The sequence below is a fragment of the Candidatus Bathycorpusculum sp. genome, from assembly GCF_009778815.1.
Lineage (GTDB): Archaea > Thermoproteota > Bathyarchaeia > Bathyarchaeales > Bathycorpusculaceae > Bathycorpusculum > Bathycorpusculum hydrogenotrophicum.
In genome coordinates this window covers 1-23,667 of the sequence record NZ_WRFL01000008.1, presented here as the reverse complement: position 1 = coordinate 23,667, position 23,667 = coordinate 1, and the positions used below count along the sequence as shown (strand labels likewise).

General features: G+C 43.7%; 21 protein-coding genes. 8 read left to right on the top strand and 13 right to left on the bottom strand.

The window, feature by feature from the left end; genetic code table 11:
* Positions 1-11 precede the first annotated feature (11 nt).
* The 3 genes from FWF39_RS02940 to FWF39_RS02930 all read right to left on the bottom strand — a co-directional run bounded on the left by FWF39_RS02940 (position 12) and on the right by FWF39_RS02930 (position 1,799).
* Positions 12-941, bottom strand: coding sequence for a hypothetical protein (locus FWF39_RS02940; protein WP_343381944.1), 930 nt, complete (start codon positions 939-941; stop codon positions 12-14).
* 141 nt (positions 942-1,082) lie between these two features.
* On the bottom strand, positions 1,083-1,565 hold the full coding sequence (locus tag FWF39_RS02935) for a pyridoxamine 5'-phosphate oxidase family protein (protein ID WP_343381943.1): 483 nt from the start codon (positions 1,563-1,565) through the stop codon (positions 1,083-1,085).
* 21 nt (positions 1,566-1,586) lie between these two features.
* A complete protein-coding gene (locus FWF39_RS02930; RefSeq protein ID WP_343381942.1) occupies positions 1,587-1,799 on the bottom strand; it encodes a hypothetical protein in 213 nt (70 codons plus the stop codon).
* Positions 1,800-2,062: 263 nt separating this feature from the next.
* On the opposite strand from FWF39_RS02930, the gene hypF reads away from it, so the two are divergent.
* Genes hypF through hypD form a run of 3 tightly spaced genes read left to right on the top strand, consistent with a single transcriptional unit; the run spans position 2,063 to position 5,740 of the window.
* Positions 2,063-4,342 carry a carbamoyltransferase HypF gene (hypF, locus tag FWF39_RS02925; protein ID WP_343381941.1) on the top strand — a complete coding sequence of 760 codons (2,280 nt, stop codon included), beginning with the start codon at positions 2,063-2,065 and terminating at the stop codon, positions 4,340-4,342.
* Between the two features lie 53 nt (positions 4,343-4,395).
* Entirely contained in the window at positions 4,396-4,620 is a 225-nt protein-coding gene (locus tag FWF39_RS02920; RefSeq protein ID WP_343381940.1) for a HypC/HybG/HupF family hydrogenase formation chaperone, read from the top strand.
* A 16-nt stretch (positions 4,621-4,636) separates the two neighbouring features.
* Positions 4,637-5,740, top strand: a complete 1,104-nt coding sequence (hypD, locus tag FWF39_RS02915; RefSeq protein ID WP_343381939.1) for a hydrogenase formation protein HypD — start codon at positions 4,637-4,639, stop codon at positions 5,738-5,740.
* 312 nt (positions 5,741-6,052) lie between these two features.
* On the opposite strand, the gene FWF39_RS02910 is transcribed toward hypD, so the two are convergent.
* The 3 genes from FWF39_RS02910 to hypE all read right to left on the bottom strand — a co-directional run bounded on the left by FWF39_RS02910 (position 6,053) and on the right by hypE (position 9,052).
* Complete coding sequence (locus FWF39_RS02910) at positions 6,053-6,229, bottom strand: hypothetical protein (RefSeq protein WP_343381938.1); 177 nt, start codon at positions 6,227-6,229, stop codon at positions 6,053-6,055.
* Positions 6,230-6,477: 248 nt separating this feature from the next.
* Entirely contained in the window at positions 6,478-7,764 is a 1,287-nt protein-coding gene (locus FWF39_RS02905; RefSeq protein ID WP_343381937.1) for a PQQ-binding-like beta-propeller repeat protein, read from the bottom strand.
* A gap of 223 nt (positions 7,765-7,987) precedes the next feature.
* Positions 7,988-9,052 carry a hydrogenase expression/formation protein HypE gene (gene hypE, locus FWF39_RS02900; RefSeq protein WP_343381936.1) on the bottom strand — a complete coding sequence of 355 codons (1,065 nt, stop codon included), beginning with the start codon at positions 9,050-9,052 and terminating at the stop codon, positions 7,988-7,990.
* A 172-nt stretch (positions 9,053-9,224) separates the two neighbouring features.
* Between hypE and FWF39_RS02895 the strand changes: the two genes are divergently transcribed.
* Positions 9,225-9,701: a hypothetical protein gene (locus tag FWF39_RS02895; protein ID WP_343381935.1), complete on the top strand. Its 477-nt coding sequence runs from the start codon at positions 9,225-9,227 to the stop codon at positions 9,699-9,701.
* Between the two features lie 3 nt (positions 9,702-9,704).
* On the opposite strand, the gene FWF39_RS02890 is transcribed toward FWF39_RS02895, so the two are convergent.
* A complete protein-coding gene (locus FWF39_RS02890; RefSeq protein ID WP_343381934.1) occupies positions 9,705-9,980 on the bottom strand; it encodes an acylphosphatase in 276 nt (91 codons plus the stop codon).
* Between the two features lie 188 nt (positions 9,981-10,168).
* Here FWF39_RS02890 and FWF39_RS02885 point away from each other — a divergent pair, with 188 nt between their 5' ends.
* Complete coding sequence (locus tag FWF39_RS02885) at positions 10,169-10,513, top strand: hypothetical protein (protein ID WP_343381933.1); 345 nt, start codon at positions 10,169-10,171, stop codon at positions 10,511-10,513.
* Here FWF39_RS02885 and FWF39_RS02880 read toward each other — a convergent pair.
* Positions 10,500-10,832 carry an arcadin 1 gene (locus tag FWF39_RS02880; protein ID WP_343381932.1) on the bottom strand — a complete coding sequence of 111 codons (333 nt, stop codon included), beginning with the start codon at positions 10,830-10,832 and terminating at the stop codon, positions 10,500-10,502. The genes FWF39_RS02885 and FWF39_RS02880 overlap by 14 nt on opposite strands.
* Before the next feature lie 141 nt (positions 10,833-10,973).
* On the opposite strand from FWF39_RS02880, the gene FWF39_RS02875 reads away from it, so the two are divergent.
* Positions 10,974-11,507 (top strand): nitroreductase family protein, encoded by a 534-nt coding sequence (locus FWF39_RS02875; protein WP_343381931.1) that lies wholly within the window; start codon positions 10,974-10,976, stop codon positions 11,505-11,507.
* A gap of 85 nt (positions 11,508-11,592) precedes the next feature.
* On the opposite strand, the gene FWF39_RS02870 is transcribed toward FWF39_RS02875, so the two are convergent.
* The 5 genes from FWF39_RS02870 to FWF39_RS02850 form a co-directional block, all read right to left on the bottom strand.
* A complete protein-coding gene (locus FWF39_RS02870) occupies positions 11,593-12,708 on the bottom strand; it encodes a DNA topoisomerase IV subunit A (protein WP_343381930.1) in 1,116 nt (371 codons plus the stop codon).
* A complete protein-coding gene (locus FWF39_RS02865) occupies positions 12,689-14,215 on the bottom strand; it encodes a DNA topoisomerase VI subunit B (protein WP_343381929.1) in 1,527 nt (508 codons plus the stop codon). The genes FWF39_RS02870 and FWF39_RS02865 overlap by 20 nt, the downstream gene beginning before the upstream one ends.
* Before the next feature lie 337 nt (positions 14,216-14,552).
* Positions 14,553-16,052, bottom strand: a complete 1,500-nt coding sequence (locus FWF39_RS02860; protein ID WP_343381977.1) for a 2-isopropylmalate synthase — start codon at positions 16,050-16,052, stop codon at positions 14,553-14,555.
* Between the two features lie 113 nt (positions 16,053-16,165).
* Entirely contained in the window at positions 16,166-18,880 is a 2,715-nt protein-coding gene (gene mgtA, locus FWF39_RS02855; RefSeq protein WP_343381928.1) for a magnesium-translocating P-type ATPase, read from the bottom strand.
* Positions 18,881-18,915: 35 nt separating this feature from the next.
* Positions 18,916-21,522 (bottom strand): cation-translocating P-type ATPase, encoded by a 2,607-nt coding sequence (locus FWF39_RS02850; protein WP_343381927.1) that lies wholly within the window; start codon positions 21,520-21,522, stop codon positions 18,916-18,918.
* Positions 21,523-21,603: 81 nt separating this feature from the next.
* On the opposite strand from FWF39_RS02850, the gene FWF39_RS02845 reads away from it, so the two are divergent.
* Both FWF39_RS02845 and FWF39_RS02840 read left to right on the top strand, forming a co-directional pair.
* Positions 21,604-22,410 (top strand): helix-turn-helix domain-containing protein, encoded by an 807-nt coding sequence (locus FWF39_RS02845; protein WP_343381926.1) that lies wholly within the window; start codon positions 21,604-21,606, stop codon positions 22,408-22,410.
* Between the two features lie 177 nt (positions 22,411-22,587).
* Positions 22,588-23,316, top strand: a complete 729-nt coding sequence (locus FWF39_RS02840; protein WP_343381925.1) for an integrase — start codon at positions 22,588-22,590, stop codon at positions 23,314-23,316.
* Positions 23,317-23,667: the final 351 nt, after the last annotated feature.

The following is a 23,667-nucleotide window of genomic DNA, read 5'->3' as shown; positions in this document are numbered from 1 at the left end:
GTATTCATCGCTTAGAGGGATAGGAGAAATTCTTCTTCGCGGTGTCTATTTTTCAGTAGCTCTTCTGATTTTTGGTTCAATTTTGAGTTAAGCGACGTCTCAATTGTATTCATGTTAGTTAGCAAGCGGTTCATCTGCTCTGCGTTGTCTTTGACTTGGTTGCGTATTGATAAGTCGGTAAAGATGTTATCGAACCAAAAATCGATGGTACGTTGACTAGAGGAGATTTCGTTGAACCCCGACACGGTCAAACCCTCAACATCGTTGAGTTCAGATTGTAAATTGCTTAATTGCGATGAGAGAAGGTGATAATTTTTTTCCGCTTCGTCAATATGAGAATATTTTTTCACGTGAGTGATGATGCCGCCCCGTGTGAATGCATCATATGTTGCCCAATTCTGGGCACTTTTGAGGGATTTAAGCATAGTTTTTACCGTTGATTTAGCATGAGCTAAGGCAGTAATCGCCTGTTCAATCTCAGTTATTTGCGCAATGATAGCATTTCGTTCAGTTTCCAATTCTACATATTGCGCGCCTTCTGACGCAACTTGCTGGTTGCTGACATCGCTCCGCTTGTTTTCCAGTTCTGTTTGGTAGGTTTCTTTGTCAGCTTGCAAGGATAAAATGTCGAAAGCCAGTTCAGTTTTCTCCTGCTCAAGACACACAAGATTTGTAACGGCACGGTCATACGCAAGCTTGGCGTCTATTTCCTTGCGTTGCTCTTTTTCCAGTTTGCCATCATATTTTCCGGCTATTTTAAACATGAAAGCCGAAAGTGAATTTTTTTGTATACGTTGCACATCACGACAATCCTGCTCATAGCGCCGAAGCAAAACAGAGACAGTACTTGTTGCCTCCAAAATCTCCTTTTCTAAAAGATCCATTCTTTTTTCAAACATCGGCAACGTTAGTACCCGATCGCGCAATTCAAACAGATTCATATCCATTTTCTCTATTCACAGTATAAATAAGGTTTCCTCGACACAAACTTCGTGTCAAATTTTATGAAAATGCGAAGCCCATTTAGAGCCAAGCAGTCACTTGAAACTCAGAGACCATAGATAAATGAAGAGGAGGTTGAATTAGAGTGGAATGTCTTCTTTGGGTGCAAAATTGGCGGCAAAGGTCCATATGTTTGCTATGCCGTTTTTTAGGCGGAAAACAGAAAACATGTTATAGAAATCCTGCTTGGTGGCACAATTGGCTTTCCAGCTTTGCATAAAAACACGGGTAGGATGGTTGGTTATTTCATCTTTGAGGGCTGGGTCATCCAATTTTTCAAGGGTGCCGCGCACGCGAATTTGTATGTTTTGGGTTGCATCGTAGAAGCACATTTGCACATGGGGATTCTTTAGAATTTGATGATATACCTCTTTTTGTGGGCCTGTGTGGAAGATAATGCCTGATTCATCGGCTCTATAGAGCATCATGCCTCGAACACGAGGTTCAGTTCCTTCTACAGTTGCCAAAAAGAACACGAGATTTTTGTTAAGCAGATCAAATATCTGTGATTTTTGCAAGAGATCAACACCTAACAAAATTGACCCCACACAACATAAAAACATTCAGTATTTGAGAGTGCTGAGTTAGTCAGGGTTTTTCTGGAAGAGTTTGAGTATCAATTTTTCACCTAACCATCCCAAAACAAACAATACACAAAAGGGACCTAAAAAGAGACCGAAAACGATTTCGTTATTCTGAGTTGCCGCTTGTCCCAAAATATCAGGAAACAAAATGAGACCTGCAAAGACTAGGCAAACGGTCAATATGAATACAACACTAAACGTTAAGAGTTTCATACGATTCCTTGGGGAGGTTGGATAGTATTATCGTTACAAGCACTGCTTAAAAACCAGCCGCATATTTGATGACAATGATTTGCTTTTCGCAGAGGCTTTGGAGAATGTGTTTACTTGTGATTGTTTCCATGTTGCTCCATTGGCTTGGCTATAAGGCAATAGATTACTAAGGGGCCATCACTGGTTCTAATTTTAAGGCTCAGACAGAGTTTTTACGAAATACATAAGAGAAAACATGGACTTTGAATAGGTAGGCCTGCTCTTTGCGTGTTAAACTCACTGTATTAGGTATTGTTCAAGGTGTTGGTTTTCGTCCCTTTGTTTATCGTACTGCGGTTAATCAGGGCTTAGTTGGGTATGTTCGTAACAGAGGGGATGCTGGAGTTGAGATACTAGTTGAGGGCAGTGCCCAAAATATTGAGCGGTTTATGGCGGTGTTGATAGAGGAGAAGCCGCCGAGGGCAAGAATTGAGCAAATCAAAAAAACGGAATTGCAAGGTGTTAATCAGTATAGTAGTTTTAGTATTTTTGAGAGCGTGCAAGAGGGTGAGATTGGAGGTTCAATCATTCCCGCTGATATTGCTGTTTGCAATCAATGCTTAGGGGAGCTTTGTGATGTAGTGGATCGGCGGCAGGATTATTTTTTTATAACTTGTACGGATTGTGGGCCTCGGTTTACCATAATTGATCGGCTTCCCTATGATCGGGAGAACACCGCTATGCACGAGTTTGCTCTATGTAACGCTTGCAGAGAGGAGTACAAAAACCCGGTGAATCGGCGGTTTCATGCTCAGACTATGGCGTGTCCTGTTTGTGGGCCTCAGGTTTATCTCACAACCAACAAAGGTGATCCCATAGAGATTGGTGATCCGGTTCGAGAGGCAGGCAAGTTGCTCTCAAGAGGTAAAATTTTGGCTATCAAAGGATATGGAGGGTTCCATATTGCGGCGTCTACAACACTTGAGGCTCCGCTTTTGAGACTCAGAGAAACCAAGCATCGACATGAGAAGCCGTTTGCGGTTATGGCTAAGAGTTTGGAGGCAATTGAGGAGGTTTGTGAGGTGAGCACTATTGAGCGGCAGCTACTTGTTTCGCCTCAGCGTCCCATAGTTTTGCTCTCTAAAAAAAAGATCTGTGATTTTTCGGGTTTGGTTGCACCGGGGCTTCATAATATTGGGGTTATGTTGCCCTACACTGCTTTGCACTATATGCTCTTTGATCAGGTGGATGATGATGCGTTTGTTATGACCAGTGCGAATCCTGCTAATCAGCCCATAGTGAAAGATAACGCTGAGGCTCTCAGAGTTCTGGGGGAGTCGGTGGATTATTTTCTGTTTCATAATAGAAGAATTGCGCAGCGTTGTGATGATAGTGTGATGCGTGTTCATAACAACGCTGATGCGGTGTTTTTGCGTCGGGGCCGGGGGTATGCTCCTGAGCCGATCCGTCTCAAGCATAGGGCTGGGCGTTGTGTGGTTGGTTTGGGGGGTGAACTCAACAATACGGTTTGTGTGTTGGGTGAGGATAGGGCTTTTATCAGTCAGCATATAGGGGATGTGGAAAACCTAGAAACGCGGGCGTTTCTTCAAGAGGCTCTTAGTCATCTGCAGTATCTTACAAACACTCAAGCTGAGGTGGTTGCTTGTGATATGCATCCTAAATTTACCACCACTCAGATAGCTAAAGAGATGGCTGAGGCAAGGGGGTTGGCGTTGGTTTTGGTGCAGCATCATTATGCGCATGCCGTAGCGTTGATGGCTGAGCAGGGGTTGGATAGTTTGGTGGCGGCGGTGTGTGATGGGTATGGGTATGGTTTGGGTGGTGAGGCGTGGGGTGGGGAGATTTTGCATACTGTTTATGGTTTATCGGAGTTTAGTCGGTCGGCGCATTTGGAGGCGCAACCGTTTTTGGGGGGAGATTTGGCTAGCCGCTATCCGTTGCGTATGGCCGCAGGTATACTGGGCAAAGCAGGGGTGGATGTGGAGGCGTGGCTTATTAAAAACCGGGTTCATCTGCCGCATGGAGAAGGGGAGGCTAAACTTATAGCCGATCAGCTCACGTCGGGCAGGGGGTTTGTTGAGACGACCAGTTGTGGGCGGGTGTTAGATGCGGCGGCAGCCGTTTTGGGGGTTTGTTTTGAGCGTAGCTATGAGGGAGAGCCGGCGCTCAAGTTGGAGTCAGCAGCACTGTTGGGCAGAGATGTTTTAGGCTTAGAGCCTATTGTGCACAAAGGGGTTTTAGATACTACTCAGTTGATGGGAACAGTTTATGAGGAAGTGGGTAGAGTAGCGGTTGAAAATTTGGCCCGCTCGGTTCATGCTTATCTGGGCAGGGGATTAGCAGAGTTAGCTATCCAAACCGCAGAAGCACAAAAAACAAGAAATGTTGGGTTAACGGGGGGTGTTGCCTGTAATCAGCTGCTGACGGGGTATATGCGCCAAAGAGTTGAAGCTGCGGGGTTAGATTTTTATGTGCACAGAACCGTTCCAGCGGGTGATGGGGGGATCTCGTTGGGTCAGGTGGTTGCGGCATCATTTTCGTAGTTTAGACCAATCTGTTTTTATCGCGCCAAACCAGTTTGATTTGGTGTTTGTTTATGTGTTTAGCCATTCCCGCAAAAATTATTTCTCTCCAAGGTGAAAAAGCCCAAGTAGACTTTGGACAAAATGTACTGCGCGACATAAACGTCTCACTTGTGGAGGCTAACATAGGCGAGTATGTACTGGTTCACGCAGGCTATGCCATAGAAGTGATTGAAGAAAAAGACGCCCTAGAAACCCTAAACCTCTGGAAAGAAGTTTTAGCCTCAGCAGGAGAATAGATGAGGAGGACTCTCGATGGTAGAGATGGTGGGGCAGTTTAGAAACCCGAAAACAACACAAGATATAGTTCAAAAAATCCACAACCTCACAACAGCTAAAGCAGACCCGATTAAGATCTGTCATGTCTGTGGAACCCATGAATGGACCATAACCCACTATGGGTTGCGTAGTCTGCTGCCCTCCAACATAGAAGTTATCGCAGGCCCAGGATGCCCCGTATGTATTGTGCCCGCCTCAGAAATTGACCACACCATAGAACTGGCCAAAGAAGGCAAAGTCATCACCTGCTTTGGAGATGTTTTGCGCGTACCGGGAAGCCAAGCCACCCTTATAGAAACAAAAGCCATTGGATCAGACGTACGGGTGGTCTATGCAGTCTCAGATGCCATCGAGATGGCAAAAAAAGAACCGCAAAAAGAATTTGTGTTCTCAGCGGTCGGATTTGAAACCACTGCACCCATTACCGCAATCGAAGCCCTAAGCGAATTACCCCCAAACTTTAGCTTTCTGGTTTCCCACCGCCTAATTCCACCAGCAATGGAGATGCTCCTAGGCATAGAAGACCTCCAAATCGATGGATTCATCGCACCCGGCCATGTAAGCGCCATAATCGGATTAAAACCCTATGAACTCTTCACAAAAATTTACCGAATGCCCACCGTAGTGACAGGCTTTGAACCCAACGACGTCCTTATGGCAATCTATATGCTGCTAAAACAACACAACACAAACAAAGCCCACCTAGAAAACGAGTATAGCCGCGTAGTTAAACCAGAAGGCAACAAAAAAGCACTCAAAGCCATCCACCAAGCCTTCACCACCACAACAGGCACTTGGCGAGGCATCGGACAACTCGACAACTCAGCCCTACAACTCAAAGACCAACTCGCCCAATACGATGCCCGCAAAAAATATCATCTTAAACCCATCCAAAGCAAAGACATACCCCAAGGATGTCAATGCCACCAAATCATAGTCGGAAAAATCAAACCCAACCAATGTCCCCTATTTCTCAAAACCTGCACCCCAACAAAACCAATCGGCGCCTGCATGGTAAGCAATGAAGGCACCTGCAGAGTTTGGGCAAAAAACACGGAAATAAACACGACTCAACCATAACAAAAAAAGAGGCGATAAGCAACCCTCTAACGCAGGGTGCCCACTACAAGAGTTTTTATCGCAACAATAGTAGACTAAGCAGGCAGGTTAGTGTCGGCAACCGCAATCTCTTTCGGCTTTTTTTGATTTCATACAAAGAGCCAAGCTAACAGTGGTTAGTGCAACGCCAAAAAACGCCAATGCTAAAAATTTCTTAGAATGATGCAAAATTTTCACCACTCAAAAAACGGTTATTATAACAGATAAAGATGCGTTGTTACTCTAAAGAGCACCAAAAAGGCGCTCAGAGCATAAAATACCTAAAATAGGCAATTAACGTATGGCTTCGCTGATTTTTGATTCACGTTTTGTGCTGGTAACTTCTTTGAAGAGCTCTAGACACTCTTCTTTTGTGGGCGCTTCAATACAGATGCTACCGTAGGCACCTATATCGATGCGATAGTTCCGTTCCACACGTTCTTTTCGTTCTAAATCTTCTATTTGTTCCAAACTTTTCCCCTCTCAATTAGATTTACACAAAGTACATACATCAGTTATATTCTTAATTTCTTCTGATCGCTAACCATTCAAGAGCAGAGAAACAAGCACTAACACAACAAAAACAGAATAACCCAAAAAAACCGGCTACCAGTATTTGAGCAGTTTTAGTTTGTTTTTTGAGTAGATTAGAGAAGCTATTTTGAGAGTCATATGCACAGTGACTAAGATAGTGACTGGCCTTGTCTTGTAAACACCGTTTAAGGGTGCAATTGTCTATGGTGATATCGTTTAAATAAAAGAACGGCTACAGGGATTGTAATAATTAGGATCACTACAACAAGCAAGAGCTCAAGGAGAAAATAGTCACCACCAAAGACATTAGCTGGTGGATCTGTAACGATAGCACACATCTGTGAAACAAATGCAAATGGTTCATATGTGTAAGCCACAGAGCAGATAAAAAGTTCACCGTTACCAACCGCAGGTGCAGAAAAAGTTGTATCGCCGGGTGAATCTATTGAGTAATTCCAAATTTTTGTACCCGTGGTGGCTTTTAGGGCGTAGATGTTTTTGTCAGATGCACCAAAGTAAACTATGCCGTTTTTAACCGCTGGATCAGAAGAAGCAATACGCTCGGGGGAAGAATAATTCCAAAGTTGGCGTCCACTTTTAGCGTCAAGTGCATAACAAACAGAATAAGAGGGATCATTGGAACCCATGAAAACTTTACCGTCAACCACTACAGGTGAAGCCATCTCGTCGATTCCGATATGCCATACTTCAGCGCCAGTTGCTAAAGACAATGCATAAAGTTCATAGGGGGTTGAATAAAAGAGCATACCATCAGCAATAGCAGTCGCAGACATAGCGAAAACATTTTGCCAGTGAGGGGTATGATTCCAGATTTGCTCACCAGTTAAAGCATTTAAAGCGTAAATACCTCTCCATGTACGACCGCCGCCAATGTAGACCCGCCCATTATAAACCACAGGTGTTATACAAAAAAGGTTATCAGTTGTATAGGTCCAAATTTCAGACCCATCCAAAGCATCTAGGGCATAAACAACACCATTGGCGGTTCCAAAGTAAACTATGCCATTAACTACAGCAGGCGTGGTCCCTTCTCCAGCAGGGTAACTCCAAATTTTTGTACCGGTTAAAGCATCCAGTGCAAACAAGCCTTCATCAGAACATACATACAAAATGCCCTGAGCTACAACTGGACACGCATTCACAGTGTATATGCTAATTGTGAAATTCCAGATTTGCTCACCATCAGAAGCCCTTAGAGCACAAATATTGCCAGCCCCAGTTCCAACATATAGTAGTCCATTGTCAACCACTGGCGACGACCAAAAGCCCTCGGGTATGGAAACGGTCCAATTTTGTTTAGGCATAAGCTCTGAATCATAGTGTGATATAATGCCGCTTTGCGAAGGATTCGCACGTAACATCACCCAGTCAGCATCAGCACACGGAAGCAACATAGACCCAAAGAGGAAAAATACAAAAATAAGCGCCAATGCATAAATCAGTCGCTTCAAACGGAGTCACTATTCACATATTTAATAAAGACCGTTAAAAAGTTTACTTAACAACTGAAAATCAAGCAAGTGATAACTCAAAACATTGTTGGAAATAATCAGTTCAAACCAGACGGAATTTTCGACCCGTTATGATTCACGCCCAACACAAGATCTGCCACACAATACTACAAACAATACGAAACATCTAAGAAAACTACAACCAAAAAATTTGCAGATATTGTTAACAGATTCGAGGTATGGGGTCACCGATTGGACGGGCTACTATGCGTTTGCCGCCAATGACTGTTTGCATTGCCACGCAGTGGAACTGTTGGGTGGCTTCGCCAATTATTTGGGCATCTTTCCCCTGAGGAGTCTTTTGTAGAAACGCGAGGGTTTCCTGTGCCTTTTGGGGGGTAACACCGATGATGAGTTTACCTTCGTTGCCGATTTCAAGAGGATCTAACCCCAGCATTTCACAGGCAGTTTGTACGTCTTGTCGGATGGGGATTTTGTCTTCCTCTAGCAGAATGCCGGCTTGGGATTTCTCGGTCCATTCGTTTAGGGCATCAGCTAAACCGCCGCGGGTAGGATCTTTTATGGCAACAATTCCACCGACTTCGCCCAGCAATGCCTGTACTAAGCGGTTAAGGGGTTGGACATCAGATTTTATGTCGCTTCCAAACTTTAAGCCCTGCTGGGCGGAGAGCACCGCTAAACCATGATCACCAATAGTGCCTGTTAGAATTATTTTATCACCCTCTGCCAAGTTGGAATCCAAAGTCCAACGGGCGCTAAATTCGCGGGTTTGGCGAACAACCTCGAGGTTGTGGTCTAATGCGGGGGTGCGTTTACCTATACCCGAAACGTTCATAACTAATCCGCCCAAGGTGCCTTTTTCGACGACTTTGGTGTCGCCTGTAACGATACCTACCTCAGCTTGGATGCAGGCTTCCTGCATGCTACTTAAAACCCGCTCCAAATCCGATAGTAACAAGCCTTCCTCTAGAATTAAACCGCAGGCTAAGGCTATTGGTTGGGCGCCAAGACAGCTAATGTCATTGACCGTACCGGAGATGGCAATGTGTCCGATGTTGCCGCCGGGGAAAAATATTGGTTTTACTGCATGGGAGTCACTTTTAAAGACGATATCGCCAACAACAGCAGCATCATCCATGGCTTCAAGGGGAACCTCTGCATTACCTATACCGCGAAAGGTTTTGACGATATAGTTTTTGACAAGCTCATGCATGACGGTGCCGCCTGCACCGTGCATCAGAGTAATTTTTTCATCTTGCGCTGTCATCTATTTGCGCCTCGGGAGATAATAGTAGGTAGTGTCTGGGAGTGAAACATAAACAAATCGCAATCAAGAACAAAATTCTGCACATAAGAATCAGCGGCTATTTCAGAGAAAGATAATTGGTATGGAAATAATTTATAGGCGTTGGGTGTACTTAGGGTTAAGAGGGAGAATAGTGAGCGCAGACAGAGAGAAACTCGATCAACTGCTAGCTAAGGTTGAGGAGTTAACAGCTACTCTAAACAAGGCTTCAAACGAGCTACGTGAGGTCTATGCGGCATTAAAATTATTGGCCGTTGGACAAATTACGGCACCTAAAACGGTTTCTGCGTCATCCTCAGCACTCTATGCCACATCACCACCTCCACCGCCACCACAAACAGCACCCAAACCAACAACCCCGCCAGCACCAACAGCTTCAGCTGAACCCTCAAGACTACGCGCGCTAGATGACATCCGTATGAGTTTTCCCGAAGAACTTGAAGCCCGTTTGGCATTTGAAGAAAAAGACGACTACATCATAATCAAACCCAAACAGTTTCTAGGCAGCGACAACTTTGCTAAAATCGCATCCGCTGTGCGCGGCATGGGCGGAGAATACATAAGCGCAGGCAGAGACAGCCACTTCAGAGTACCCAAGAAAAAAATCTAAGCACTAAATTATCTCAAAACTTTGAAACTCTGCTTGATATGGCTCCCAAGCCACAGCTACACCTGTTACTGATGCACCTCTTGGACCAACACGGCAAAAATCAACTACAGCCCTGACTGAGGCATCTTCGCCTTCAAAAACTGCTTCCACGCTACCATCATCAAGATTACGCACCCAACCAGTTACGCTTTGATGTAGCGCTTGATTTTTGGTATTTTGCCGAAAATAAACACCTTGAACTTTACCACTGATATATACATGTGCACGAGTTTTGGTCATGCCAAAGTGTTTAGCAGCTGATTTTATTAACGTTCCCTACCACACATACAAACCGCTCATTAAGTTCACGTATACTATAGCGATCATTTTCGGCTTGTTCACTTTTAGTTATCCCTCCCCTGTCTATGAGGGTCGGTTGGTGGTTTGGTTTAAAAGCAGTTTTCATCGATGATGTATTGGAGACGTGTATGTTCACAACCAATAGTAGCAGTGGAAAATTGATAGTTTATGCCTCAGCGGGATCTCAAAGTAGAACTCGTTTTGAATCGGTGCAACAAGCCGCTAAAGAAACTGCGAAGCGTCTAAACCTTGATTTTGAGATTATACGATTTAAACGTTCAACCCTGCCCATCTATGTGTACTATGAAGAAAATCTTAACGGAGAACCAATCCCGATTTATTGTGATGAGGGAAAAATTGCAGGTCTAGAGGAAATTTGTAACGCCATGCGTAATATGATGTTTGTGTTGTCCTTTCACCCAAAGCATCCGTCGCTGGCGCAAATGAGAAATGAACTGACTAAACTTTCCTAAACCGTATTGCTTGGTTTTCAAGCCCGACTTCATAGATTTGGTTAACGTCAAAGTTTATGCCTAAACTGTCGTATTCATGCTCCGTTAGGAACAGAATAATTTTAGGAGTGGCCATTTGGTTACGCTGGGGCAGAAACGGCATCTGGGTTTGAAGCGCCTGCATGATATCTTGCGCCATCTTGGCATCATCAGACTGCGGCCGCACAATGTAGGGATTAACTTCACGTTCTTCAAGCAACTCAATTCGTTTACCTAGATTACCATCTAAATCACGGGTGGATTCAATTTTGTTGACTCTTACACGGAACAAGCTATTCACACTCTTCTTAAGGATAGCAAACCCTTGAATTTAAACTAGCCAGCCCAACCAACACCACAACGATTTTAGCTGTACCTCAAACGCCACTTTTAACTAAAAGACTATATAAGGTCACACTCGATAGTTTCTTTGGGCGCAGATATGGATGTATTTGAAGCAGTTAAAGCGCGGCATTCAATCCGCAGCTACCAAGACAAACCAGTACCAAAAGAAAAACTAAAAAAGATCTTAGAGGCAGCACAATTAGCACCATCAGCGCGAAACATTGCACCCTGGCACTTTATCGTAGTTAGTGATAGAGAAAAATGTCAAACCCTCGCCAAAGGAGCCTACGCCAAATTCACCGCACAAGCACCCATAGTTATAGTGGCATTAGGTGATAAGAAAGCCTCAGAAAAATGGCATGCCATTGATACGTCTCTGGCAATAGAGAACATGATTTTGACAGCAGTCGCAGAAGGACTAGGAACTTGCTGTGTGGGTAGCTTCAACGAAGCGGATGTCAAAGAAACACTCAAAATCCCCGACAACTTTGAGATCATCGTTATGTTAACGATTGGTTATGCTCAAGAAAAACTGGATTTAACCAGTAAACTTTTGGGAATAATACACAACAAAAAAGCCCTCAACGAAATCACCAGTGCAGAAGAATACGGAAAAACGCTCGCACTCTAAATGCATTTTACCGGGCTCTTGTCAACATTCTTTAACTGGTGACAATTTGTCACCATGTCAGTTACTACAAATTTAATGGTTTAGGCTATTTTTTCTTGGTGCCTTTGCCTGCTTTGGCTTTTTGTTCTAGTTTTGCGGGAAGGTATTCATCAACGATGTAGGTTAGTCCGTATCTGCTGAAAGCTTCAAGTTCGGTTTTGCGTTTGATTTTTAAGAATACTTTGATTTCGCGTTGCCAGACGGGGTCGTTTTGGTATCGGGGGTCTTTTTGAAGTTCGTAGAGTCGTTTGATGTCTACTTCATCGAGGGGGTCGGTGGGTAGTTTGTAGTCAATAATGTCGCTTGCCCAGACTCCGCTCCAGACAGCATCGGGGGTGTTTAGGTCGCGTAGGTGAGCGGCGTTGGCTGAGCCGCTGATGATAACTTGGGCGATGTGCATTCCCCAGGGGTCGCCGTCAGTTAGGATGTAGACGGGCAGGCCTAGTTCGTCGTGGAGTCGGCGTATGAAGCTACGGGTTTGGCGGGGTGCTTGGCCTCCGCAGGAGATAAGGAGAGATTTGTGTTTGTTGTGTACGTTTTCTTCGATAAATCGGGTGAAAAGGGCACCTTTTTCTATGGCTATGACTTTGTCGGCGCTGGTTTTTATGAAGTCGGCTGAGGTGATAGCGGGGCCGATAAGGACGCCGTCGGGGTGGCTGGTTAGGTTGACGGTTTTGCCTTCATATCCCGGTACGGTGTAGCCGACGTCTATGTCACCAAATATGGCGCTACGTTCTTCGGGAAAGATGTTGAAGTCTTCGCGTGCAAAGCCGGTTAGGGTTTCGAGGTCGGTGATGATGTTGTTTGATTCTTGCTGATCTTGGAAGGTCATTTCGTAGGCTTGTGCGGAGTAGTAGACATCTCTTAGGGTGCTGGTTTTGCGGTGGCTGGTTAGTTCGTTGCTAAATAGTGCTACCCAAGCTAGTTGGGTGAAGGGTTTGATGTGGCGAATGTTTCGGGTGCTTCGGCCGACGCTTTTTTCGCCTAGGACGTATTGTCGTACGGCTTCGTCGTAGGTGATGTTTTCGGTGCTTCGGCTGGGCATGGTAACGGAGGGGAATTGGCCTTCTTCTAATTGGTTATAGATGTTTTTGCCGAAAGCTTGCAGACGGTTTAGGACGTCTTGTTTTCGTTCGGATATCTTAGCTTTCTTCTGTGCCATATTTTTGTACACTCTTTAGCAGTTTTTCTATGTCGGGTTGTTTTGTTTCTTTTGCTAGGGTTGTGGAGAATTCGGCGATTTTAGGCAGATATTTACTAAATATGCCCAGTCGTTTCTTTTCGTTATGTACGTGTTCTTGTCGGGCGAGGAAGTGTTGAAGTTGTCTTGCTACTTCGCGTATTGCGTTGGCTTCTTCGCGTCTGACTTCGGGGCGGTCTGAGATGAATTCTTTGCCCACGGTTTTGTAGGGTACTTTTGTGCTACAGATATGCACCACTATAGCAACCGGCATGTCAGGGTGGACTTTGTAGCGTTTCCAATTTACGTTGGCAATTACGCGGTAGGCTACGTCGCTTGCTTCATCGTAGAGCAGGGGGATTTTGTTAGCATAGCGGTAAATAACAAAATTGCTGCGTTTGGGTACACCGCCGCCATATGCCATGGCCATCTCGACTATGAAGGGGTGGCCTGCATAGGTGCTGGGTTTGCGTTGATGTACAACAAGGTACTCAGGGTTGAGTTCTTTTGTGACACCTGCTTTTAGGAGCTCTTCACCCAGTGGTGAGAGACAGCTTGCGTCGGGGGGTAGGAAGTCTTTGTATTTTTTGAGGTTTTGCATCAGCCGCACGATTTCTTCGTGGGTGAGCTTTTTGGGGTTTTTGTTAGCTGGAATCCCGGCGAATTCTAGGAATTTTTGGGCAGTTATTTCGCCGACGCGGTGGAAGTGTCCGCGTAGAAATGTAGACATGTTCATAAATTCAGTTATTTGGATAAGTCTTTGCAACAACTCGACGTCTACGCCGTAGGGGTGGGGCATGGTTTCTTTGGGTGGATCGGGCATGGTGGTTGTTGCACGTGTAAATTTGTAGAGGCGCCCCTTGGGATCTACAAAGGTGAGATTGGCATAGGGATTAACCATGGCTGTTTGTTTAAAGTATTCAATAATTTTGGGCATGGCACGTAAATAGTCGCCTTCGAGGGTGAACTCGATTATGGTGCCGCGCCAATTGTCTTTGTTTATGAGGACTTTGCGATCCAAGATTATGGGTTTGTTGCGCTGAATATCGATCATTAATTTAAAGATGTAGATTTTTTCTTGGCCGGTGCTTGAGGTTACTGTGACGGGTTGGTGGGTGGTGATTTGTCCATATAGAACCGCCATTTTGCCGCCAAGTCCAAAGGTGCCGCGGGCTTGTTTGAGTTTGTATTTGCTTCCATAGAGTACCTGACCAAATGCGGATGGGATGAAGCGTGAGGGGATGCCGCAACCGTTGTCTTCGACTCTGAGTTTGTAAACTTGAGTTTCTTTTGTTGCCTCAGATTCAAAGGATAGACGTACATAGATATTGGGGGGAATTTTTTGGCTCTCAGCCGCGTCGAGGCTGTTTTCTACTGCTTCACGTATGGCAACAAATATGCTTCTGGAGGGGTTTGATAAGCCTGCTATGTCTCGATTACGGTAGAAAAAATCAGAGGCACTCATTTCTTCAAAGGTTGCTTGAGACACTTGCTGCTTACACCACTTTCCCATTTTTAGGTTTGCGAATGCTTAGTATACTTGATGCTTGTTCTTTAAGTTAACTGCATCACACGTATAAAGCATACGTTCTAAAGCACCAGCCACAACCTGTTTTAATGGAAAACTTGCCGTAAAAATGTCAAATACTCACTCACAAAGAAGAGATGAGACAAAAAATAACACAATTCGTCTCTCTTCTCACACCACATAATATAGTATACGCGTACAGGTAAATTGTAGGCTAAGGTATCAGGTTAATTAACAAATCAAAATTTTTTACGATCATCATGTGCATCGCTTGATGTACAGATAAAAGGTTGGCCAGCTAACAAGGGTTAGTTGGGGGTTTTTTGCCGTTGTAGTCGGTTTTGAGGACGTTCATACCGGTTATGACTGCTTCCATGCTGGCTTTGACGATATCTTCACGAAGACCCATGGCAGTAATGGTTCGGTTGCCTTTGCGCATGTGCACAACGACTTCAACCATGGCATCGGTTCCGCCTGTGATTGCTTTGACGTTGTATTGTTCAAGGGTTATGGGTTCGGTTTCGACTATGGCGTTTTTGACGGCATTTATTGCAGCGTCTACAGGTCCGACTCCGATGGCACTGCCCCAGAGGTCTTTGCCGTAGACTTTTAGGCGTACAGAGGCGGTGGAGGTGACTTTGTTGCCGCCTACAAAGGTTAGTTCGGCGAGTTGGATGGGTTTGTCGCCTTCTAGGCCCATAACAGTTTCTGCGATGGCTAATACGTCTGCATCCATGATTGTTTTGCCTTTGTCGCCTAGTTCTTTTATGCGTTGCATGATGTCGGTGAATTGTTCTTCGTTGGGATTTAGGCCCATGTTGGTGAGGCTAGCGCGTATGGCGTTTGAGCCGCTGTGTTTGCCGGGGGCTATGCGTCGGGTGCATCCGACTAGTTCGGGTGCGATGGGTTCGTAGGTTAGGGGGTTTGCTAGGATGCCCTGGGTGTGGATGCCTGATTCGTGGGTGAATGCGTTTTCGCCGACGATGGCTTTGTTGGGTTGGGTGTGGATGCCGGTTAGGCGGCTGACTAGTTGGCTTGTGCTGTAGAGGAGTTGGGGTTTGATGTTTATGGTTTGTTTGTAGAGACTTTGCAGGGTTATGGCGATTTCTTCAAGAGCGGCGTTGCCAGCTCGCTCGCCTAGACCGTTTATGGTGGCGTGTGCTTCTTGTGCGCCGGCGCCTAAGGCGGCTATGGTGGTGGCGACGGCCATGCCAAAGTCGTTGTGGCAGTGTACACCAACGGGGACTTGGATGTTGTTGGTGAGTTTGGTAAAGAAGTCAAAGCTGCTATCGGGGGTTAGAATACCCACTGTGTCGCAGGGGGTTACGCGGTCTACGCCGGCGTTAACAGCTGTTTGGAAGACTTGGACTAGGTAGTTAAAGTCTGAGCGTGTGGCATCTTCAGCGAGCAGGTCTACGTTTAAGCCGTGGTCTTTGGCGTATTGGACACATTCTTGGGTGGTTTTTAGGACCTGTTCGCGGGTTTTACGGAGTTTGCACTCTATGTGAAGATCAGAGGTGGGTATGATCATACTCATAGTTGAGGCTCCACATTTTAGCACTGCGTCTATGTCGCCTTTGGTGCCTCGTCCAGCGCTACTGATTTCTGCGCGTAGGCCCTGTTTGGCAATTAAGCTCACAGCCTCCATTTCGCCTTCTGAGACTGCGGCAAAGCCAGCTTCAATCACATCCACGCCTAGCTCATCTAGTTTTTGGGCTATACGCAGTTTATTTTCAGCAATAAGAGATACACCGGGTGTTTGTTCACCATCACGCAGAGTGGTATCTAAAAATTTTATAGATTTAGGGAAACGGTTGAATAAAGCAATACCCCATTGAAATCACATCGCTAACTTTAGAGATAAGCGGAGATATAAAATTATGGGTAACATCATATAGGGTTTTTAGTCTTTCACACTTGTTTTGATTTAGGTTTTGGGGTTAGGATAGTTTTTCTCTTAGGCACCAGAGTCTGTTCTATACGGTGTGCATTGTGTTTGTAAAACCATCTTTTGACTACTTCTGCAAGCAACGCGTATGCTCCTAGGATGCCTACTAGGGCCAAATAGAACATGGGCGGGGGTGGTTCAAAGCCAAAGAAGGCGCCTAAGGGCGTATAGGGCACTATTAGGGCAAATCCAATGACAAATAAAAGCATGGCAATAAGGTATTTACTTGGTTTGCTCTTCCAGAAAGGTACTTGTCTGGTTCTGATAATTAAAACTACAAGTGTCTGTGAAGTTAGAGATTCTATAAACCAAGCCGTTTGAAACTGTGCTTGCTGGGCAACTGTTGCTATTGGAACGCCAGCGCCAGTCAATCCGAGGGGGATGCCGAAAACAAATATCATTATAAAAAACGTTACATAGTCAAATAAAGAACTCACCGGTCCAATGGTGATCATGAAGCGTCTTATGAAGGAAATATCCCAGCGTTTGGGTTTTGTGATGTATTCATCATCTACGTTATCGGTTGTCATTACCGTTTGCGATGTATCGTAGAGAAGGTTGTTTAGAAGTATTTGAATCGGCATCATCGGTAAAAAGGGTAGAAAAATCGAGCCGCCAGAGGCGCTAAACATGTTTCCAAAATTGGAGCTTACACCCATCAAAATGTATTTCATGGTGTTGCCAAAGGTTTTGCGTCCCTCAAGAACACCCTCGCCTAAAACGGTAAGATCCGTCTTTAGTAAGATTATGTCTGCTGATTCCTTAGCAACATCAACTGCATTGTTTACCGAGATGCCAACATCTGAAGTTTTTAGGGAAGGTGCGTCGTTAATTCCATCACCCATAAATCCGACGACATGTCCGTTGCTCTTTAGCAGATGGATGATTCGGTTTTTTTGGTCAGGAGTGACCCGAGCAAAAACGTTGGCCTCCTCAATCACTGCGGAGAGAGCTTCGTCACTCATTTGGGTAATTTCGCTTCCCAAAACAACAGCTTTAACTTCAAATCCAAGTTCACTGCAAACTTTTCTTGTTACGAGTTCGTTGTCGCCTGTGAGAATCTTTAGTTCAACACCCGCTTTATCTAGTAGTTCTATTGATTGTTTAGCTGTTTCTTTAGGAGGGTCAAGGAAGGCGACAAATCCCAGAAACACCATCTCACTCTCATCGTTTACATAGTAGGTGGCTTTTTCTTCTTTGAGATTCTTACAGGCAATCCCTAGAACGCGCAGGCCTTCAAAACTTAAATCGAGGTATTTTTGCTCAATTCTTTTCCGAGCTTCCGCTGAAAGATCAGACACTACGTTATTTAGCTCATAGTAGGAACATACTTTAAAGATTTCTTCAGGAGCACCTTTGGCTATGAAGAATCTTTGTTTGTCTTTTTCTACTACTACAGAAACTCGTTTTCTTACAAAGTCAAAAGGTACTTCATCGACCTTAGAGAAAGGCGCTATGTTTAGTTCAGTATATTTGAGTATGGCTTCATCAAGGGGACTTTTGAGGCCGGTTTGGAACCGGCTGTTTAGGTAGGAGTATAGTAAAACTTTTGGGTCGTCTTTGCCATTTAGGTCTATGTGAAGAACTAGTTTTATCTGACTCTGGGTGAGTGTTCCTGTTTTATCGGTGCATAGTACGTTCATGCTGCCAAAGGTTTCGATTGATGATAAGCGCTTAACAATAACGCCCTTTTTAGACATTGTTTGAGCCCCCTTGGAGAGGTTTATGGTTATAATCATGGGAAGCAATTCGGGAGTTAAACCAACGGCAAGGGCCACTGCAAAAAGTAGAGCCTGCAATATCCCCTGTATGTTAGGATGGAGAAGGGCTTGAATCATAAAAACAAATAGAACCAAAAGGAAAGTCACTTGCATGATAAGAAAACCGAATTTTTTAATGCCTACTTCAAATTCAGTTTCAGGTGCTTTTTGAGCAAGTTTTAAGGCGATTTTTCCATATTCAGTTAAGTCACCTGTTTTGACAACAATGGCTGTTGCTGTACCGCTGACTATAGCGGTGCCCATAAAAAGATAATTTGTCCACTCAGTTATCGAGCTCCCTTTGGTCTGGATTGGATTGGGAGTTTTTTCTATAGGGAAGGATTCACCAGTTAGTGCTGATTGGTTTACAAATAAGTCTTTGGCATCAATTACTCTTGCATCAGCGGGTGTTATGTCACCAGCTGAGAGGTAAACGATGTCGCCAGGGACAATATCATAGAGTTTGATTTCCTGTTTTTTTCCATCCCTTAGTACAGTTGCGGATGTAGCTACTTTTTCTCTGAGGAGTTCAGCGGCTTTTGAGGCATTGTTTTCTTGGTAATAACCTAATGAAACACTTAAAAAAACCATAATATAGATTACAAGGGCACTCGCATAGGATCCAAAGACGGCAGATATTCCACCTGCAATCATTAAAATTACTACAAGGGGACTTTTGAAGCGGGAAAGAAAATTAAAGATAGCTGCTCGGTTTTTTTTGCGGGCGAGTTCATTTCGGCCATAAATTTCAAGGCGTTTGTCTGCTTCCTTAGAAGTTAAACCTGCATTCGTTACGTCTAGGCGTGAAAAGAGGTCAGGTATTGGAAGACTGAGTAGTTCTTCGGTATCTAAAACTTGTGCGGAGTTGTTGTGGTAATTAAGTTTTTCATTAGACTTATCTTTATGTTCACTTCCCATGTTTTTTCCTTCATTTAGAGCATGTTTACAAAAAATTAAACGGCTAGTTTGCCTTTCTTAATCACTTTGTAGACTTCAAACCAAACGATGTTGCCAAAACCTGCCAAAAAACATAACAGCAGATTCAAAGGCGACAAAGCGGAGAATGCAAACAGACCAGCCAGCGGCGGCACATAAATCACCAGCAGTATAGCAACTATTGCAAGTACCAGTATTTGCCAGAAAGCTTTGTTTGGCCTGCGAAAGATGCTAACTATTGAGTGACTCCAGGACCTATTAGTTATTATCAAAGCTAAGTTTGCCAAAACTATCGTTGTGAAAGTCATCGTACGAGCTGTATCGACACTTAAACCACTTGCAGTTGCATATAGGTAAATCACTACTGCCAAAATCAATGCAACTATGCCCTGGATTGCAGACAAGATTGCAGCTTTTCGGTTAAATAATTTAGTGTGTATACTTCGGGGTTTGCGTTGCATAATATCGGCTTCTTCTGGTTCTGCTTCGAACACGGTTGTACATGCGGGATCAATTATGAATTCTAAGAAGACTATGTGTACCGGCAACAGAAGCAATGGCCAGCCAAGCAACACAGGTAATGCTGAGAGGCCCGCGATAGGTATGTGCACTGAAAAGATGTAAACTATGGCTTTTTTGAGGTTGTCAAAGATTCTGCGGCCTGTCTTTACGCCATCAACGATCGAAATAAAGTTATCATCCAGCAAAACTATGGTGGAGGCTTCTCGGGCTACGTCTGTACCGCGCTCACCCATGGCGATGCCAATATTTGCTGATTTAAGAGCGGGCGCATCGTTGACACCGTCACCGGTCATTGTAACTATTTCGCCGTTTGCCTTAAAGGTTTCTACAATGCGAAGTTTCTGTTCGGGTACAACCCGTGCAAAGATGGTTACAGTTCTAATGCGTTCTTTTAGCTCCTCGTTAGTTAATTTTTCAAGCTCTGGGCCTGTTATGATGTTCTCGGGGTTTCGCAAGCCAATTTGTTGACCAATTTTCTGCGCAGTCAGCGGGTAATCACCAGTGATCATCACTACGCGTATACCTGCGTTGTAGCATTCATTAACTGCATCTGAAACGTTGGGTCTTATTGGATCGATGAAACCGATTAAACCTAAGAATTTGAATGTAAAGTCATGTTGGTCTTTTGGAAGGTCCCCGCCGGTCACCTTAAATGAAACCTTGGCGACGCCTAAGACGCGTAGACCATCGTTAGCCATTTTTTGGGCATTATCAGAGATTTTTTGGGCTTCTGAGGCTTTCAGATGACATAGGTCGATTATGGCTTCAGGGGCACCCTTAGTTGCTATGAGGTAATCGGTGCCGTTGGGTGAACCCCAAACATTAGACATAGCCAGCAATTTTTGAGATAAGGGGTACTCATGGATTAGTTGCCAATCGCTGTGGACATGCTCTGTTTTTGCGAATTCGCCATCAACAAAGGTTGTAATGGCCTTTTCCATGGGATCAGAGGGAGATTTTTTGCAGGCCAATACACTGAATTCGATGAGTTCATGGCAACAATCGGGTGGACTTTTGAGCGCTGAGTCTATCTCATACATTTGGTCGTCTGCGCAGAGTCGAGATACAGACATTTTGTTTAGGGTTAAGGTGCCTGTTTTGTCGACACACAGCACAGTAGCTGATCCCAAGTTTTCGATAGCGTGAGGCTGCTTAGTTAATACCTTTATTTTGGATAAGCGCCATGCACCAAGGGCTAGAAAGATTGTTAAAACTACGGGGAATTCTTCGGGTAGAAGCGCCATTGCTATTGTTACTCCGGCCAGTATGCCGCTTATCCAATTCAACCGTGTTAAACCATAAACAATGATAACTAAGAGACAAAGAGATAACCCAAAGATTGCAAAATTACGAACTAAATGGGATACTTCAACTTTGAGTTTAGTTTCATCGCGTTCAACATGTTCAAGTTCCACTCCGATTTTGCCCATTTCCGCATGTATGCCAGTTGCTTTGACTATGGCTATGGCTTGACCTTGTGTTACAAGAGTTCCCGAGTAGATGTAGGGTTGATCATTTCCGCCAGGTCGCCAATTTTGCTCTTCTAAGGTACCAATTGCTTTTCTAACGGGAAGGGATTCTCCGGTTAGAAGTGATTCGTCAACCATCAGGTTATTGGAAGATATCAGTAATGCATCTGCGGGGATACGGTCACCTTCCGCTAAAAGAATAAGGTCACCAGTTACAACTTCCCGTCCGGGGATGCGAACCTGTTTTCCATCTCTAATAACTATGGTGCGCGGGCTTGAGAGGTTTTTTAGGGCGTCTAGAGAGTTTTCGGTTTTCCGTTCTTGATAAACTGTTATACCCATTACAACAAAAACAAAACTCAGTAAAACTAGACCCTCAGCGATGTCGCCTAAGAAAAAGTATATGCTACCGCCGGCTATTAGCAAAAAGAAAATTGGTTCTTTAATTACACTTAAGGCAATTTTAAAAATGCCTCTTTTCTTAGACGAGGGTAATTCGTTGTATCCTTCTTGCTCTAGTGTCTCTTGAGCTTTGTTGGAAGTAAGTCCAGTTAACGTATCAACATCAATGTTGTGCATTAGCATACGTTTCCTTTGTTGGTGATTGTTGGGCAGGTTTCTTTTTGCAGGCATGCAGTTTACTGATCTAACAAGGGAAATTGGAAAAGCTTAAAGGGATTTTGTCACTTTTGTTTTTTGTCAGTGGTGAAAAAAGTGAATATCGTAGAACTTCAAAAGGCACTCGAAGTCATGGGCTTAACTGAATACGAATCAAAAACATACATCAGCCTAATCCAAAAAAATACATCAAACGCAGGCAACCTAAGCAAAATGGCGGACATACCACACTCCAAAATATACGAAGTCCTAAGCCGCCTTGAAAAAAAGAAACTAATAGAAGTCCAAAAAGGCCGTCCGCTATTCTATAAAGCAATAAAACCATCCGTCGCATTGGAAAGAATAGAAACCAAATTAAAAAATACACTACAAAAAGAACTTACCCAAAGAAAAAATGACATAGAAGCATTTTATGCAAAAAAATTAGAACAAATATCTCAAGCCTACAACATACTTGACGAATTAGACAATTTTTATGAGAAAAATACAGAAATTGAATCTTCAGAAGAATTCATTTGGACAATTCACGGAAAGGACAACTTGAACAAGCAAGCCAAAGAGATTATCCAAAGTGCATCAGGGGAAGCACGATTAATGATGCCTCATGACGACTTCTCCGAATTAATTCCAACAATCAAAACAATGTCTTCCAAAGGCATCAACATCCTGCTGGTAATTCATGAACTTACAGAAAGTGTACAGAAACTCAAAAACTCAGCCAATATTTTCTATGACAAATCACCGCTACCTACAAACTGTGGAATAATTTTAGCTGATGACAAAAAAGGAATGTTTATTTCAGAAAACTCGACGATTGGATTTAAAGTATCCAGTAAAAGCGTCTTGATGGTTCTCACCCAATTTTATCACCATGAACTTGAAGAGTCAACAAAAATGAACTAACATCCCCCTTTTTTATTGCGTTTTGTTGGTGGGCCGAGCCAGACTTGAACCGGCGACCTTTGGCTCGTAAAGCCAGACATAAATTGGGCTTCTTTTAACAAATGGCTCGAAAATAAGGGGTTTTCTAAGCATTATAGACAGATGATTTATTACCAAGCTATAAAACATCAGGAATGCTTGAGAACTGGCAGTTTCGAGTCAATCATCGGAACTAAAGGACAGAGACATAAGCTGTGTGCACTTGCTAATTTAGCAAAGTATCTTAACAGATATAGCCAGTTTAAGGAACAAATGCATAATGCTGGATTACATTGGAATAATAACGATTCAGCTTTCAAGGGCTTTCTATCGATATTTAGTAAAAACCATAATGATGTCCCCAAATATCTTGAGGATATTTGGACAGCTCTCAATTGGAATGAACAGATATTCGTAAAGTTCCTTGCCATTACAGGCCTCAGAGCTGGTGAAGGCATAGATTCGTTTAATTTAATCATTGAATTGAATGATAAAGGAAGGCTTGGAGAGTATTATAATAAAGAATCTTGTGTGCTGGAACACTTCAAATATAAGGAACTGTTTCTGAGGAAGACTAAGAATACTTTCATCAGTTTTGTATCCCCACAATTTATTGAGGAAATATGCAATGCTTCCCCAGTTAATTATAATATCATTCAATGCAGGCTTAAAAGATTGAATAAGAGTTTAAGATTTAAAGAGTTAAGGAGTTTTAATAATACGTTCATTCGGAAACATAATGTTCTGGGGGAATTAGTTGATATTTTAGCTGGGAGGGTTCCGAAGTCAGTATTTGTGAGACATTACTTAGGTGCGGATATGGATGAGTTGAGCAAGCAAGTGCTGATGATTCAGGAGAGTTTGGTGGAGGTTTTGTTTGGTTTTTGAAAGTTTTTCAGTGTTTTTCACGTGTATGTGTATCGTTAAAGTTCCGATATCATTTTTCTCTTTTTTTAGGTTTTTATCGTGTATTTTACGATACCTCACCTCAAATTGAGGTGTTTTCACGTTTTAAACCCTGTTTTAAGCTCGGATTTCTGGGACAGTTGGGACTGTTGGGACAGGCTTTTAAAACTATTAAGGATATATAATTTTAAAATTATTTTTCGTTGATATTTGGAGAGTGTTCACTTATAGATAATTTTATGTGATGCTGTACATATATCGCCAAACAAGGTTAGTTCGTATGGTGCATTGCAAAAAATGTTTGTCTGAAAAAGTCGCCAAGGGCGGGTTTGT